Raw genomic sequence first — 16277 nt, forward strand, 5'->3', positions numbered from 1 at the left:
TCTACGCCACGGGGAGGCAGCATCCCGCGGTCCGGATTCCCAGGGGTGGGACAGGACGGCAGCGATGCGGTTTACGGCGATCGCGAACGACGTCCGGTCCGCGCTTTGCGACCGGCGTTCCTTGCAGTTTCCTGGGGAGACAAACATGCAACGTTCCGCCCATCGCGCCGTAGCGATCCGCCGATCCGCCCTCTGCACCGCCCTCGCCCTCTGCTTCGCCAGCGGCGCCGTCATGGCCCAGTCCAACGCCTCGGGCGTGGTCTTCGGCCGCGTCGCCCAGCCGGAAGGCGCGACCGTCCGCCTCACCAACGTCGGTACCGGCACCGGTCGCGACATCAATGTCGACGCCGACGGCCGCTATCGCGCCACGTCGCTCCCCGTCGGTGTCTACAAGGTCACCGTGCTTCGCGGCGGCCAGGTCGTCGAGACGCGCGACAACGTGCAGGTGAACATCGGTGGCGGCGTGGACGTCTCGTTCGGCAACGCCGTCGCCAGCAGCACCGAGGCGCAGAACCTCGAAGGCGTGCAGGTCACCGGCAACGCCCTGCCGGCCATCGACGTCTCGTCGGTCGATTCGCGCACGGTGCTCACTTCCCAGCAGCTGCAGAAGATTCCCATCGCGCGCGACGTCACCGCCGCCGCGCTGCTCGCGCCCGGCGTCGTCGCCGGCGACGCGCGCTACGGCAACGTGGCATCGTTCGGTGGTTCGTCCGCGTCGGAGAACCAGTACTACATCAACGGTTATTCGGTCACCAACGCGCTCACCGGCCTCGGCTTCGTCAGCCTGCCGTTCGACGCGATCGACCAGCAGCAGATCTTCACCGGCGGTTACGGCGCGGAGTACGGTCGCTCGACCGGTGGCGTGATCAACATCGTCACCAAGCGTGGCGGTAACGAGTGGAAGGCCGGCCTCGGCCTGTACGTGACGCCGCAGGGCCTGCGCCAGACGCCCCGCAGCATCTATCGCGAAGACGGCACGCTGTGGCAGAACCGTCGCCGCAACAAGAGCACCGACGTGCAGTACACCGGCTACATCAGCGGCCCGCTCATCAAGGACAAGCTGTTCCTGTACGCGGCCGGCGACTTCACGCGCTCCGACAGCCGCAACACCAGCAGCATCGTGGCGCCGCAGCGCACCTATCAGGAGTCGAAGGCCACCAAGTGGCTGGCCAAGGTCGACTGGAACATCACCGACAACCACCTGCTCGAAGTCACCGGCTTCGGCGACAAGAGCAACGTGGAGCGCAGCGTCTACGCCTACGACTACGACGTCGGCGCACGCGGCGGCTACATCGGTACCGACAACCTGAAGAACTTCGACGCGCTGGCCGGTGCCGCACCGGGTGGCGACGTCTACGTCGGCAAGTACACCGGCTACATCACCGACAACCTCACCATCAACGCGTTGTACGGCCACAGCAAGACCGTGCACCAGCGCGACCTCGTCTACGCCAGCAACCCGAACTGCCCGTGGATCACCGACAACCGCGGTCTCCCGGCCGAGCAGATCACGGGTTGCGGCCTCGTCAACAACACCGTCCTCGGCAATGGCGCGGAAGACAAGACCCACGGCTGGCGCTTCGATGTCGAGTACATCGCCGGCGACCACGACATCCGTGCGGGCGTCGACAACCAGACGCTCGAGTCGTATTCCGGTCAGGTCTACGAAGGTGGCTATCGCTGGGTGTACGGCCCGGCCGGCAACATTCCCAGCCGCGGCATCGTCCGCCCGCCGGGCGTCGACTACTACGCGCAGAAGCGTCTGTTCCTCACCGGCGCGAGCGTCAAGGTTGAGCAGGAAGCGCAGTTCATCGAAGACAAGTGGCAGATCACGGACCGCTGGCTGGCGTCCATCGGCCTGCGCAACGAGCAGTTCAAGAACATCAACGGCGAAGGCGAAACCTACGTCAAGCAGCGTCACCAGCTCGCGCCGCGACTCGGCCTGACCTGGGACGTGTTCGGCGACTCCACGTTCAAGATCTACGGCAACGCGGGCCGTTACCACCTCGCCATCCCGTCGAACGTCGCGATCCGCGGCGCGTCCGCGTCGACGTATTACTCCGAGTACTACACGTACACCGGCGTGGCCCCGAACGGCGAGCCTACGGGAATCCAGCAGATCGGCACGCGCGCCTACCTCAACGGCGAAGACGGCACGCCGCTGAACCCGAAGACGATCGCATCGCAGGGTATCGACGCGTACTTCCAGGACGAATACATCCTGGGCTTCGACAAGGCGATCAACGCCGACTGGAGCTTTGGCGCCAAGGCGACACTGCGCAAGCTGAAGAGCTCGATCGACGACTTCTGCGATTCGCGACCGTTCGAGAAGTACGCCGCCCGCAACGGCATCGACCTGACGAACGCCTCGATCCCGGGCTGCTATCTGTTCAACCCGGGCAAGTCGAACACGTTCCTCGTCGACATCGACAGCCAGGGCACGCTCGTGCCGTTCGCGCTCACCAAGGACGACTTCACGTCGCCGGAAGGCGTCGCGTTCCCGGACCTCAAGCGCAAGTACTACTCGCTGGAGCTCTACCTCGAGCATCAGCTCGCGGATAACTGGTACGCCCGCGTCGACTACACGTTCTCGCGCAGCTACGGCAACTCGGAAGGCCAGCTCAAGTCCGACATCGGCCAGATCGATCCGTCGGTGACGCAGGACTGGGATGCGCCGGAAATCATGCAGTACTCGAACGGCCCGCTGCCGAACGACCGCACGCATCAGCTGAAGGCGTACGGTTACTGGCAGGCCTCGCCGGAGTGGCTGATCGGTGCGAACGTCGCCATGGCCACCGGTCGTCCGAAGAACTGCCTCGGCCAGGATCCGGTCGACGCGATCCAGTACGGAGCCTCGTACTTCGAGTGCGGTTTCCAGCCGGCCCCGCGCGGTTCGCAGGGTCGCCTGCCCTGGACGTGGAGTCTCGACCTGAACGCGGAATACCGGCCGATGTGGGCAGGTGCGAAGCAGCCGCTGGCCTTCACCGCGGCGGTGTTCAACCTCGCGGGCAAGCAGCGCACGGTCGCGCAGATCGACACGGGCGAGCTCGACACCGTGGACGACACGACGGGCCTGCCGGCCGTGAATCCGGACTATCGTCGTCCGGTGGCCTATCAGACGCCGCGTTACTTCCGCCTCGGCGTGCGTTACGACTTCTCGCTCTGAAGAGCGGGAACCGAGCGCGCCCGGACGACGTATCCGGGCGCGCTTACGAACGATGATCCCCCCAGATTGGCCGGCGCGGAGCGCCGGCTTTTTTATGGGTGAGAGGTCAAGGATCGGGTGGGAGCCACCAGGATCTTCAGGCCGTATGGACCCGCACGCCGCCGATCCAGGTTTCCGCCACGTGCTGCGTATCGTCCAGCACCACGAAGTCGGCGCGGTAGCCGGCCGCGATGTGACCGTGCGTCGTCGCCAGACCGAGGAACGCGGCCGGATAGGTGGACGCCATGCGCGCGGCCTCGTCGTAAGGCACGCCGACCATGTTCACCGTGTTGCGCAGCGCGGTCGCCATGTCGAGCGCGGAGCCGGCGAGTGTGCCGTCGGCCGTCTGGCAGACGCCGTCACGCACCGTGATCGTTTCGCCCTTGAGCACGAAGTTCGGGTTGTCCGAACCCACCGGCGGCATCGCGTCGGTGACGAGCATCATCTTCTCGCGCGCCTTCGCAGCGATCGCGACGCGCAACGACGCCGGATGCACGTGGTGGCCGTCGACGATCAGACCGCACCAGCTGCCCGCGTCTTCCAGCGCCGCGCCGACCACGCCGGGCTCGCGGCTGGTGAATGGCGTCATGGCGTTGAACAGATGCGTGAAGCCGCGCACGCCCGTGGCCAGCGCGTTGCGCGTGGTCTCGTAATCCGCCGCGGTGTGGCCCGCGGCGACGATGACGCCGTTCCCGACGAGCTGCGCGAGCACCTCGGGCGACGCGCGCTCGGGGGCCAGCGTGAGCAACGTCACGCCACCGTGGCGACGCGCGACCATCGCGATGTCCTCGGCGCCCGCGATGCGGAACTTGGCCGGGTCGTGCACGCCCTTGCGCTCGGGCGCGATGAACGGGCCTTCGAGATGGATGCCGAGCACGCCCGGCACGCCCTGCTCGACGGCCGCGTTCACGGCGTCGATGGCTTTCGCCATCACGTCGGCGTCGTCGCTGATCAAGGTGGGGAGGAAGCCGGTGGTGCCGAACTTCGCGTGCGCCTCGCCGATCGTGCGGATCGTGTCGACCGTCGGCGCGTCGTTGAACAGCACGCCGCCACCGCCGTTGACCTGGCAGTCGATGAAGCCGGGGAGAAGCGTCCGGCCGCCCAGGTCGTGACGTTCCGCCGCGCGCACGCGCGGATCGGACGGCAGCGCCAGGCCGGTGATCCGGTCGCCGTCGATCAGCACGGCGAAGCCGCCCTGGAACCCGTTGTCGGTGAGTACGCGGCCGTTGACGAGGGCGATGGTCATGCGTGATTCCTTTAGCGGCGAAAGACCGTCAGACGGTCTCGGTGACCTTGTTCAGATGCGGGGGCACGTCGGGGTTGAAGCCGCGCTTCAGCGCGAGGGCGGCCGTGGCACGATAGAAGCTCTGCACGGTGACCAGCGGCGCGCTGATCGGTGCGGTGGCGACGAGCGGCAACACCCCATCGCCGGTCGCGCCGGGCGCGGCGACCCATACCTTGGCGCCGCGCTTGCGGAACTCGGCGGCGACGTCGAGCACGCCGGGCAGCGTGTCGTCGTTCTGCGCGAAGAACAGCACCGGGAAGTCCGGGCCCACGAGCGCCATCGGGCCGTGCTTCACTTCCGCCGAACTGAACGCCTCGGCGTGCAGACCGCAGGTTTCCTTGAACTTCAGCGCCGCCTCGAGGGCGCCGGCGAAGCCGAAGCCACGGCCGACGACGAACAGGTTGTGCGCGTCGACGAGACCATCGGTCAGCGCGCTCCAGTCGGCGTCCCACCCGGTGCGCAGCTGCGCGGGCAGTGCCGCGAGCGCGTCGCCGATGGCGGCGTTGCCGCTCCAGCGCGCGGCGACGTGCAGGATCGCGGACAGCGCGCCGAGATAGCTCTTGGTCGCGGCGACGCTCGTCTCGGGGCCGGCATGCAGCGGCACGACGACGTCGGCGACCGCCGCCAGCGGCGACTCCACGACGTTGACGAGCGCGACGACCAGTGCGCCGGCTTTCTTCGCCGCTTCGGCGTTGCGCACCAGGTCGGGGCTCTTGCCCGACTGCGAGATCGCGATGTACAGCGCGCCGTCGAGATTCTGCTTCGCGTGGTAGATCGACGTGACCGACGGCGACGCCGACGCGGTGACGACGCCGAGCTGGGTCTCGAACACGTACTTGGCGTACATGGCCGCGTGATCCGAGCTGCCGCGGGCGCACGTGATGATCATGCGCGGCGGGTTGGCGCGAAGGCGCGCGGCGAGCGCGGCGACCACGGCCTCGTTCTGCGCGAGCTGGCGCTCCACGACCCCGGCGGTTTCGTGGGCTTCGCGGAACATCAGGGTGTCTTGCGGATGGATCGTCATGGGGTGCGTCGTGCCCGTCAGTCGCTCTGCAGTTCCGCGACGAAATCGTAGATGTCGCCGCGGTACCACGAGCAGGTGAATTCGACGATGCGTCCGTCGTCGAGGAAGCTGCGCCGTTCGATGTTGAGGCCGGCACTGCCGGCGCCGAGACGGAGCAGTCGAGTCTGCGCGGGCCCGAGGACCACGGCGCGAAGGCGTTGCAGCGCGCGGAGCGGCCGATTGCCCAGTTTGTCGAGGGCTTCGTAGAGGGAGTCCTCCACGAGGCTCGGATCCGGCAGCAGATCGAGCGGCACGGCGCTGCGCTCGATGGCGAGCGGCTCGTCGCCGGCGTAGCGAAGGCGATGCAGGCGAACCACCTGCGTGCCCGGTGACAGGTTCATCGCCATGGCCTCTTCGGGCGTGACCTCGCCGATGGCGCGCTCGAAGAATTCCGATCTCGGATTGAGGCCGCGGGCGCGGAGATCCTCGGTGAAGCTGGTCATGCGCGACAGCGGCTTCACGATGCGTTCGGAGACGAACGTGCCGGCACCGTGTCGCTGAGTCAGCAGGCCGTCCTCGACCAGACCGCCGATCGCCTTGCGCACGGTGACGCGGGACAGGGTGAGGGCCCTGGCCAGATCGCGTTCGCTCGGCAGGGCGTGGCCCACCTGGACCTCGCCGTTTTCGATCACGTTCCGGATCGCGCGGCGCAGGCGCATGTACGCCAGCGGCTGCCGGACCGCCGGATCGAGGTGCAGACGCTGGTATTCGGCGACAAGGGCGCTTTCCATGGCGGTGAAGATACCAATCCCCGACCACTGCGGCAAGACCGTGCAACCTGGGGCATACCAGCGGCCGATTCAAACACCCGTTTGCACGATCTAAATGAACCGTGGAAACGTTTCCGGTATGTTTTCGGGGCGTTAAGGGCGGCGAAAGGTCGCGTCGAGTGGTACGGGGCTGGTACGTCCTGGTATGTCACTGGTACGATCCTGAGGCATCCTTCCCTACCAGAGGCCGCCGACGTGAGCGCTCCCCTTCATCCGATCGAGCCGTTCGATCTGGTCATCTTCGGCGGCACCGGCGATCTCGCCGTCCGCAAGCTGCTGCCGGCCATGTACCACCGGTTCGTCGACGGTCAGATCCAGCCCACCAGCCGGATCGTCGGTGTGGCGCGCGAGGGCCTGGACGACGCGGCCTACCGCGACATCGTCCGCTCCTCCGTGGAGAAGGGCGTGTCGCACGTGGTGCCGGCGCAGCTCGACGCGTTCATCGCCATGATCGGCTATCGCTCGCTCGACGCCCGCAAGGCCGACGGCTGGGACGAATTCGCCACGCTCATGGGCGAGAAGGCGGACCACATCCGCGTGTTCTATCTCTCGACGTCGCCGGACATCTTCACCGACATCTGCCAGCGTCTCGGTTCGCTGGGCATGAACGGCGAGCGCTCGCGCGTCGTCCTCGAGAAGCCGATCGGCCGCGATCTCGAAAGCGCCAACGCGATCAACGACGCGGTCGCCCAGGTCTTCGGCGAATCGCAGACGTACCGTATCGATCATTACCTCGGCAAGGAGACGGTGCAGAACCTCCTCGCCCTGCGCTTCGCCAACGCGCTGTTCGAGCCGCTGTGGAACGCGCAGCACATCGACCACGTGCAGATCACCGTCGCGGAAACCGTCGGCGTCGGTCATCGCGCCGGCTACTACGATCGCTCGGGCGCGCTGCGCGACATGGTGCAGAACCATATTCTCCAGCTGCTGTGCATGCTCGCCATGGAGCCGCCGTCGTCGCTGGCGCCGGACGCCGTGCGCGACGAAAAGCTCAAGGTGCTCCGTTCGCTGCGCCCGATCGATGCGCGCAACGCGGGTCAGCTGACCGTGCGCGGCCAGTACCGCGCCGGTGCCGCCGAAGGCCAGGGCGTGCCCGGCTACCTCGACGAGCTCGGCAGCGACCAGTCCCGCACCGAAACCTTCGTCGCCCTCAAGGCGGAGATCGGCAACTGGCGCTGGGCTGGCGTGCCCTTCTACCTGCGCACCGGCAAGCGCCTGCCGAACCGTGTTTCGGAAATCGTGGTGACGTTCCGCCAGTTGCCGCATTCCATCTTCGATCCGGCCAGCGGCCCGCTGCTGCCCAACCGTCTGACGCTGCGTCTGCAGCCGGACGAGGGCGTGAAGCTCTGGCTGACGATCAAGCATCCGGGACCGGGCGGCCTGCGCCTGCGCCACGTGCCGCTCGACATGAGCTTCGCGGCGGCGTTCGGCGTGCAGCAGCCCGATGCCTACGAGCGGCTCATCCTCGACGTCGTGCGTGGCAATCCGACCCTCTTCATGCGTCGCGACGAAGTCGAAGCGGCGTGGAAGTGGGCCGGCCCCATCCTCGACGCGTGGGAAGCGAGCGGCGATACGCCGAAGCCGTACACCGCGGGCACCTGGGGTCCGAGCGCCGCCGTGGCGCTCATCGAACGCGATGGCCGTACCTGGGCCGAGGATGCCGCATGAACGCCAAGATCGAACGCCATGAATTCGCCGACAGGCTCACGCTCGCCGACCAGCTCGCACGCGATGTCGCGTCGAAGCTCGCCGCCGCGATCGCGGAACGCGGCAAGGCCAGCATCGCCGTCTCCGGCGGCAGCACGCCCAAGGCGATGTTCGCCGTGCTCGCCGAGCAGGAAATCGACTGGTCGAAGGTAACGATCACGCTCGTCGACGAGCGCTGGGTCGATACCGACAGCGACCGCTCCAACGCGAGGCTCGTCGCGGAGCACCTGCTTCACCACGAAGCGCACACGGCGACGTTCCTTCCCCTGTTCGACCAGGCGCACAAGGGCGACGTCGACGCCGCGCTCGCCGCGGTCGGCGCGCGCATCGACGCGCTCGGGGGCACGTTCGACGTGCTGATCCTTGGCATGGGCGGCGACGGCCATACCGCATCGTTCTTCCCGGGCGGCGACAATCTCGAGGCAGCGCTCGATCCGAAAGGCGGCAAGACGGTGCTTTCGATGCGCGCGCCGGACGCCGGCGAGCCGCGCATCACGCTCACGCTGCCGAAGGTGCTCGCGACGCGAGCGCTCTACGTGCACATCGAAGGTGCCGACAAGAAGGCGATCCTCGCGAAAGCCGAAGCCGGCGAGGACTACCCCATCGGTGCCGTGCTGAAGCACGCGACGGTGCCCGTCGAGATCTACTGGGCCCCCTGATACCCACGCCATACCGCCGCGCGGCAGACGCGCGGCCACGGATCGCCCGCCGGGGGGCGGCGGTCCACACGACGGCCTCGTGCCATCAAGGCACGTGGCGCGGTCAAAGCCTCAGGAACATGCCATGACCACCCATCCCATCCTCGCCGAGGTGACCCGGCGCATCGTGGAGCGTAGCCGCGACTCGCGCGCCGCGTACCTCGCCAAGATCGACGCCGCGCGCGGCAAGGGCGCGAAGCGCCACCACCTCTCGTGCGGCAACCTCGCGCACGGGTTCGCCGCGTGCGCGGAGAAGGACAAGGACGCGCTGCGCAACGGCCACGCCGCCAATCTCGCGATCGTCACCTCGTACAACGACATGCTCTCGGCACACCAGCCATACGAGCGCTATCCCGAGCTGATCCGGCAGACGGCGCGTTCGTTCGGCGCCACCGCGCAGGTCGCCGGCGGCGTGCCCGCGATGTGCGACGGCGTCACGCAGGGTCGCCCCGGCATGGAGCTGTCGCTCTTCTCGCGCGACCTCATCGCGATGGCCACCGCGGTCTCGCTGTCGCACGACATGTACGAAGGCGCGCTGTACCTCGGCATCTGCGACAAGATCGTGCCGGGCATGCTGATCGGCGCACTCAGCTTCGGGCACCTCGCCTCGGCGTTCGTGCCGTCGGGTCCGATGCCGTCGGGCATCCCGAACGAAGAAAAGTCGAAGGTCCGCCAGGCGTTCGCCGCCGGCAAGGCGACGCGCGCGGAACTGCTCGAGGCCGAGGCGCGTTCGTACCATGGCTCCGGCACCTGCACGTTCTACGGCACCGCCAACTCCAACCAGATGCTGATGGAGATCATGGGCCTGCACCTGCCCGGCGCGAGCTTCGAAGCGCCCGATACGCCGCTGCGCGACGCGCTCACGCGTGCCACCGTCGAGCGCGTGCTCGCCATCGACTCGCTCGGCGACGCATACCTGCCGCTCGGCCACATCGTGGACGAACGCTCGGTCGTCAACGGCGTGGTCGGCCTGCATGCGACGGGCGGTTCCACCAATCACCTGCTGCACCTCGTCGCTATCGCGCGCGCCGCGGGTGTCGAACTGCGCTGGGACGACTTCGATGCCCTGTCGGCCGTCGTGCCCCTGCTGGCGCGCGTGTACCCGAACGGCTACGCCGACGTGAACCACTTCCACGAAGCGGGCGGCATGGGCTTCCTCATCGACCAGCTGCTCGATGCCGGCCTGCTGCACGGCGACGTGAACACGATCATGGGCCCGGGTCTGCACCACTACCGCAACGTGCCGGTGCTGGAAGGCGACGCGCTCGTCTGGAAACCGGTGTCGAAGGAAAGCGGCAATCGCGGCGTGCTGCGATCGATCACCGAACCGTTCCGCCAGGACGGTGGCCTGCGCATGCTCAAGGGCAACGTCGGTCGCGGCGTCATCAAGGTGTCGTCGGTGCCGGAAGACCGCATGGTCATCGAGGCGCCCGCCATCGTGTTCGACGAACAGGACGACGTGAAGGCCGCCTTCGATCGCGGCGAACTCGACCGCGACTTCGTCGCCGTGGTCCGTTTCCAGGGCCCCCGTGCGCGCGGCATGCCCGAATTGCACAAGCTGACGCCCACCCTGAGCCTTCTGCAGGATCGCGGCCATCGCGTCGCGCTGGTCACCGACGGGCGTATGTCGGGCGCGTCGGGTCGCGTGCCCGCAGCCATCCACGTCACGCCGGAAGCCGAAGCGGGCGGTCCCATCGCGCGCATCCGCACGGGCGACATCGTGCGCCTCGACGCGAACGAAGGCACGATCGAGGTGCTCGTCGCCGCGGACGAATGGAACGCGCGCATTCCCGACAACGTCGACCTGGCCATGCATCACACCGGCATGGGCCGCGAACTCTTCGCCATGTTCCGCCAGTCCGCCGTCACGGCCGACCTGGGCGCGGGCGTTTTCTGATCCACCGGAGTAGCAGATGAGCAACGAAGCAAAGCAGCAGCGCGTCGAATCCACCCTGCGCCTCGCGCCCGTGGTCCCCGTCGTGATCATCGACGACGCGTCGAAGGCCGTGGGCATGGCGCGCGCGCTCGTCGCCGGCGGCGTCCCCGCGATCGAAGTGACCCTGCGTACGCCCGCCGCGCTCGACGCGGTGCGCGCGATCGCCGCCGAAGTGGAAGGTGCCGTCGTCGGCGTCGGCACCGTGCTGACCGCGCGCGACCTCGAGAACGCCTGGAAAGCCGGTGCGAAGTTCGCCGTGTCGCCGGGCAGCGCACCGCGCCTGCTCGACGCCGCCGACGATTCGGAACTGCCGTTGCTGCCGGGCGCCGCGACGTCGAGCGAAGCGATGGAACTGCTTGAACGCGGTTATCGCTTCCAGAAGTTCTTTCCGGCCGTGCCCGCCGGCGGCGCGAAGCTGATCGGCGCCTGGGCCAGCCCGCTGCCCCAGATCCGCTTTTGTCCGACGGGCGGCATCAGTCTCGCCAACGCGCCCGAGTTCCTTGGCCTTTCGAACGTCGTCTGCGTCGGCGGCTCGTGGCTGACTCCGGCGGACAAGCTCGCCGCGTCGGACTGGGCCGGCATCGAAGCCCTGGCCCGCGAAGCGGCGCAGCTGTCGCGCTGAACGCGATGGGTGGGAGCCAGCAGGCTGGCTCCCACCGGGCAGGGATGGCTGGGTTAGCATGCACTCCTTAGTCGCCTCCGCTACCCCGCCCCCATGATCTACATCCTCCTCGCCGTCGCCTTCAGCGTGACGGTTTCGGTGCTGCTCAAGCTCGCGCGTCGTGCGAACGTCGACATTGTGCAGGCCGTCGCGACGAATTACGTGGTCGCCGCCACGCTGGCCACGATGCTGCTCGGCGCCACGCCGCAGGCGGCCATCGACGCGCCCGCCACGTGGACGCCGCTCGTGCTGCTCGGTGTGCTGCTCCCCGCGATCTTCGTCGTGCTCGCGCACTCGGTGCGCACCGCGGGCATCGTGCGCACCGACGTCGCCCAGCGACTCTCGCTATTCGTTTCGCTATTCGCCGCGTTCGCGTTGCTTGGCGACACCCTCACCGCGCCAAAAGCGACGGGCATCGCCCTGGCGGTCGTCGCCGTGGCGTGCGTGTTGTGGCGTCGCCGCACCGAGGCGGCCAACGACCGCGGCGGCATGCTGGCACCGCTCGCCGTGTTCGCGGGCTTCGGTGCGATCGACGTCTGCTTCAAGCTCGTGGCACAGGCCGGTGCACCGTTCGCCAGCGCGTTGCTGGCCTCGTTCCTGATCGCGATGGTGCTCTGCTGGATCGCCGTGATCGTTCGCGCGCTCATGGGCAAGGCGGCGCTGTCGTGGCGCAGTGTGGGTTTCGGTGTGCTGCTGGGCGCCGCCAACTTCGCCAACATCCTTTTCTACGTACGCGGGCACCAGGCCCTGCCCGGCTCGCCGTCGCTCGTGTTCGCCTCGATGAACGTCGGCGTGGTGGTGCTCGGTGCGCTGGTGGGCGCACTCGGCTTTCGCGAAAAGCTGTCGTGGCTGAACTGGCTCGGACTTGCGGTCGCCATCGCCGCGATCGCGGTGATGACGACCGCCTGAGGAGCGGACGGAAGCGCTCCGTCCTCGTCGAGCTCGTGTGGGAGCGGCCTTGGCCGCGATGAGGGCTGCCGCGAGCCCCATCGCGCGCGAGCGCGCTCCCACAGGGTTGTGGCCGGCGAGCTTGTGTGGGAGCGGCCTTGGCCGCGATGGGTGCCTGCCGCGAGCCCCATCGCGGCCAAGGCCGCGCCCGCACGCGAGCAATCTCCCGGCCGCGCCTCAGAGCCTTCGCGGCGCCGTCGATCCGCGTACCACCAGATCGGGGCTGAACCCTTCGTTGTCGATCACGTGATCGTCCGCGCGTTCGATCTCCGCGATGAGTCGCTGCGTCGCATGGCGTCCGATCTCCTCGGTGTTCTGTCGCGCGGTGGTCAGCGCGGGCCACGACTGCTTGGAGAACGGGCTGTCTTCGAAGCCGGCGATGGAGAGCTCCCACGGTACGTCGACCCCGCCGGAACGCGCGGCCGCGAGCACGCCCGCCGCGATCTCGTCGTTGGAGCCGAAGATCGCGGTCGGCGGCTCCTTCAGCGCGAGGAGTTTGCGCGCGCCGCGGAAACCGTCGTCGAACGAATAATCGCCTTCGACGACGAGGCGCTTGTCGACCGCGATGCCGTACGCGCGCAGCGCGTCTTCGTAACCCTTGTAGCGTTCGGGACTGGAGCGATGCTCCTTGCCACCCCAGAGGAAGCCGATGCGTTGATGCCCGAGCTGGATCAGGTGCTCGGTGATCGCATAGGCGGCGTCGCGATCGTCGACGAACACGCAGGGCCAGCCGTCCTTCGGATCCTGTCGCGCGGAGATGATCCGCACGAACGGCACCTTCTGCTCCGTCAGCGCCGTGAGCAGCTTCGGCTGCTCGGACATCGGGGGGCAGAGCACGAGGCCCGCCAGCCGGTTGCGCCGCACCAGGTCGCCCAACTGCTCGGCGAGACGTGGCGCCGAGGCGTCGCAGGGGTGGATCTGCAGGCCGAAGCCGCGCTCCCGGCAGACCGACAGCACGCCGTTCTGCATCGCGATCACGTAGTGGGCGTTCGGGTTGTCGTAGACGAGTCCGAGCGCGTACGTGCGCTGGCTGCGCAGGCTTCGCGCTGCCTGGTCGGGCTGGTAGTCGAGCGCGTCGATGGCCCGCTGCACCCGCTCGCGGGTACGGGCGTGCACGGATGGCTCGTGGTTGATGACGCGGGAGACGGTCTTCAGCGACACGCCGGCCCGCTCGGCCACGTCCTTGATGGTAGGGCTACGCAAACTTTCGACCCCTCGATAGCAGAACGGCGATCCTAGCGGATCGCCGTTGCGGCGCGAATACGCTTAATTCTTCAGGTGCTGCCCGATCCGGTGGCCGACCGCGCCATAGAACAGGATGTACAGGTAGCAGACCGCCATGATCACCAGGAAAACGGCCTGGAAGTCGTACACCTGCTTCAGGTGCGCGAAGATCAGCGGGACGATGGCGCCACCGGCGATGCCCATGATCAGGAACGCCGAGCCGAACTCGGTCAGGCGGCCGAGGCCCTTGATCGCGAGCGGGAAGATGGCCGGCCACATCATGGCGTTGGCGAAGCCCAGCGCCGCGACGAAGGCCACCGAGGTGTAGCCGGTGGTCACGTACGTGCCGATCGAAAAGAGCACGCCGAGGACCGCGGAGATCGCCAGGTAGGTGTGCTGCGAAATGAACCTCGGAATCAGCGCGAGACCGGCGACATAGCCGAGCAGCATCGCGAACAGCGTGTACGAGGTGAAGTGCTTGGTGTCTTCCGGCGACATGCCGAAGCCCTGGCCGTAGGTGCCGATCGCGTCGCCCGCCATCACTTCCACGCCAACGTAGACGAACAGGCAGAGCACGCCGAGCCACAGGTGCGGGAAGCTGAAGACGCTGCCCTTGTCATGACCGATCGCGCGCTCGGAGTTGTCGTGCGATGCCCGGATCTCGGGCAGCGACGAGCGCACCACCCAGATCGCCAGCACCACCAGCAGGCCGGCCATCACCATGTACGGCAGGTGCACCTTCGCGGCGAAGGCGTTGAGCAGGGCTTCGCGCTGCGCGGGATCCGTCGCGGCGGCGATCTGCTTGTCGAAGCTGCCGATGTTGCTCATCACCACGGCGCCGAACACGAACGGCGCCAGGAAGCCGGCCGCCTTGTTGCAGATGCCCATGAACGCGATGCGCTGCGCGGCACTGTCGATGGGGCCGAGGATCGAGATGTAAGGATTGGAAGCGGTCTGCAACAGCGAGAGGCCGGCGCCGATCACGAACAGGCCCGTCAGCGCCCCGGGATAGACGCGCATGGTGACGAACTGGCCGAAGAGGACGGCGCCGATCGCCATGACGAACAGGCCGAGGCCCATGCCCTTCTTCATGCCGGTCTTCTTGAGGATGAACGACGAGGGCAGGGCGAGGAAGAAATACGACAGGTAGAACGCGCTGGGCACGAGGAACGCGCCGACGTCGTCCAGGTCGAAGGCAAGCTTCACGAAGGTGATCAGCGGTCCGTTGAGCCACGTCACGAAGCCGAAGATGAAGAACAGGACGCCGATGATGATCATCGGGATCAGGCTGGAGTGGCGCGTCTCGTCGACGCCAATCGCAGTGGACGACATGGGTGTTTCCCCTCGTGATGGACCGGAACGACCGGGTCGGCGGCACCGCCCGATGTCCCGTGGTTGTCTCTTTATCGGCGCACGTGCCCAACGTTGTCAATTGCCGCCGGGCCGGCCTCCGTGACCTGTGGCATGGCCGCCGACTTTCGATGTCGCAGTGCGTCAAGCCGTTGATCCTGTTCCGATGGCGACGCGGCAACCCCCGCGTGACGGAATTGACACGATCCAAGCGAAACGCGGCGAAAACGTTTCCTGTTGCACCGCGTTATGGAACGCGGCTTGTCTCGGCCATTTGTCCGGTTGACAACGTTGTCATCGGGCGAAGAGACTCGGCGGCAACAAGGGGCATCGTCCACGTTTCGGGTGACGACGCAGGGCAGAAAGCAGCAAGGGGCAGGGTGTGGGCGAATCGGCCAAACAGCGGGATGTCGTGCGTTCGTCGCGGCCCGGGGCGTTCATCGCCGCCGATGTCGGTGGCACGCATGCCCGTATCGGCCTCGTCCGCCGCGCGGCCGGCTCGACCGCGATCGACGTGCTGCGCTACGAGCGCTACGCCTGCGCCGAGTGGCCGAGCCTGACCGCCGTGCTCCGCGACTTCGTCGGGCACCTCGATGGCGACACCGCGATCGAGCACTGCGCGGTCGCCAGCGCCGGCTACGTGCTGGGCGACGCCATCGTCAACGAGAACCTGCCGTGGCCCGTGTCGATCGGCGACATCCGCCAGTCGCTCGGTCTGTCGGGTCTGGCCGTCGTCAACGATTTCGAAGCGGTCGCGTACGCGTGCCAGTTCCTCCAGAGCCACGAGACCACGCCGATCATCGCGACCGACGCCGCGCCCGTCGAGGGACCGATCCTGGTGATGGGTCCGGGTACCGGTCTGGGTTCGGCCGTGCTGCTGCCCGGCAAGCCGCATTGCACCGTGTTGCCGACCGAGGCCGGCCAGATTTCGCTCGCACCGGGTAATGCGCGCGAGGTCGCCATCCTCGCCGAACTCGGCCGCGACCGCGACTACGTATCGTACGAGACGGCGCTCTCGGGTCCGGGTCTCGTGAATCTCTATCGCGCCATTTCCACGCTGCGCGGCACGACCGCGACGCTGTCCGAGCCCGCCGACGTCACTGGCGCTGCGCTGGGCGGCAGCGACGCCGCCGCAACCGAAGCGCTCGACGTGTTCTGCGGACTGCTCGGCAGCTTCGTGGGCGATCTCGCGATGCTCTACGGCGCGCGCGGGGGCGTGTATCTCGCCGGCGGCATCCTGCCGCAGGTACGCGAGCGCCTCGTCACCAGCAGCTTCGCCACCAGGTTCTTCAACAAGGGCGTCATGCGCGCCTTTCTCCAACAGGTACCGGTACGTCTGATGGACCACGGACAGTTGGGTGTGATCGGTGCCGCCGGTCTCTACCTGCACGGTTCGACCGCTCATTGAAGAGCGGGGAAGGAACGTAAGG

12 protein-coding genes are annotated in these 16277 nt (G+C 67.7%); 7 read left to right on the forward strand and 5 right to left on the reverse strand.

The window, feature by feature from the left end; translation table 11 throughout:
* The first annotated feature begins 145 nt into the window (after positions 1–145).
* A complete protein-coding gene (locus BMX32_RS07815; RefSeq protein ID WP_089976532.1) occupies positions 146–3166 on the forward strand; it encodes a TonB-dependent receptor in 3021 nt (1006 codons plus the stop codon).
* 136 nt (positions 3167–3302) lie between these two features.
* Here the strand turns inward: BMX32_RS07815 and nagA are convergent, their stop codons facing one another.
* From nagA to BMX32_RS07830, 3 genes are read right to left on the reverse strand one after another with little or no spacing between them, the layout of a single operon-like run.
* The gene (gene nagA / locus BMX32_RS07820) at positions 3303–4451 is read right to left on the reverse strand and encodes an N-acetylglucosamine-6-phosphate deacetylase (RefSeq protein ID WP_089976536.1); all 1149 of its coding nucleotides are present in this window, start codon (positions 4449–4451) and stop codon (positions 3303–3305) included.
* Between the two features lie 28 nt (positions 4452–4479).
* Positions 4480–5514 (reverse strand): SIS domain-containing protein, encoded by a 1035-nt coding sequence (locus tag BMX32_RS07825; protein ID WP_089976540.1) that lies wholly within the window; start codon positions 5512–5514, stop codon positions 4480–4482.
* Positions 5515–5531: 17 nt separating this feature from the next.
* A complete protein-coding gene (locus BMX32_RS07830) occupies positions 5532–6284 on the reverse strand; it encodes a GntR family transcriptional regulator (protein ID WP_089976543.1) in 753 nt (250 codons plus the stop codon).
* 234 nt (positions 6285–6518) lie between these two features.
* Here BMX32_RS07830 and zwf point away from each other — a divergent pair, with 234 nt between their 5' ends.
* The 5 genes from zwf to BMX32_RS07855 all read left to right on the forward strand — a co-directional run bounded on the left by zwf (position 6519) and on the right by BMX32_RS07855 (position 12234).
* Positions 6519–7991, forward strand: coding sequence for a glucose-6-phosphate dehydrogenase (gene zwf / locus BMX32_RS07835; RefSeq protein WP_089976547.1), 1473 nt, complete (start codon positions 6519–6521; stop codon positions 7989–7991).
* Positions 7988–8689 carry a 6-phosphogluconolactonase gene (gene pgl / locus BMX32_RS07840; protein ID WP_089976550.1) on the forward strand — a complete coding sequence of 234 codons (702 nt, stop codon included), beginning with the start codon at positions 7988–7990 and terminating at the stop codon, positions 8687–8689. Before zwf ends, pgl begins: the two co-directional genes overlap by 4 nt.
* A gap of 124 nt (positions 8690–8813) precedes the next feature.
* On the forward strand, positions 8814–10625 hold the full coding sequence (gene edd / locus BMX32_RS07845; RefSeq protein ID WP_089976551.1) for a phosphogluconate dehydratase: 1812 nt from the start codon (positions 8814–8816) through the stop codon (positions 10623–10625).
* 16 nt (positions 10626–10641) lie between these two features.
* Positions 10642–11286, forward strand: a complete 645-nt coding sequence (gene eda / locus BMX32_RS07850; RefSeq protein ID WP_089976554.1) for a bifunctional 4-hydroxy-2-oxoglutarate aldolase/2-dehydro-3-deoxy-phosphogluconate aldolase — start codon at positions 10642–10644, stop codon at positions 11284–11286.
* A 93-nt stretch (positions 11287–11379) separates the two neighbouring features.
* On the forward strand, positions 11380–12234 hold the full coding sequence (locus BMX32_RS07855) for an EamA family transporter (protein ID WP_089976557.1): 855 nt from the start codon (positions 11380–11382) through the stop codon (positions 12232–12234).
* 216 nt (positions 12235–12450) lie between these two features.
* Here BMX32_RS07855 and BMX32_RS07860 read toward each other — a convergent pair whose 3' ends face one another.
* Both BMX32_RS07860 and BMX32_RS07865 read right to left on the reverse strand, forming a co-directional pair.
* Positions 12451–13476, reverse strand: coding sequence for a LacI family DNA-binding transcriptional regulator (locus BMX32_RS07860; protein WP_089976559.1), 1026 nt, complete (start codon positions 13474–13476; stop codon positions 12451–12453).
* A 63-nt stretch (positions 13477–13539) separates the two neighbouring features.
* Positions 13540–14829, reverse strand: coding sequence for a sugar MFS transporter (locus BMX32_RS07865; protein ID WP_089976563.1), 1290 nt, complete (start codon positions 14827–14829; stop codon positions 13540–13542).
* A 430-nt stretch (positions 14830–15259) separates the two neighbouring features.
* On the opposite strand from BMX32_RS07865, the gene glk reads away from it, so the two are divergent.
* Positions 15260–16255: a glucokinase gene (gene glk / locus BMX32_RS07870; RefSeq protein WP_089977130.1), complete on the forward strand. Its 996-nt coding sequence runs from the start codon at positions 15260–15262 to the stop codon at positions 16253–16255.
* Positions 16256–16277: the final 22 nt, after the last annotated feature.

This window comes from Luteibacter sp. UNCMF331Sha3.1 (assembly GCF_900109915.1).
Lineage (GTDB): Bacteria > Pseudomonadota > Gammaproteobacteria > Xanthomonadales > Rhodanobacteraceae > Luteibacter.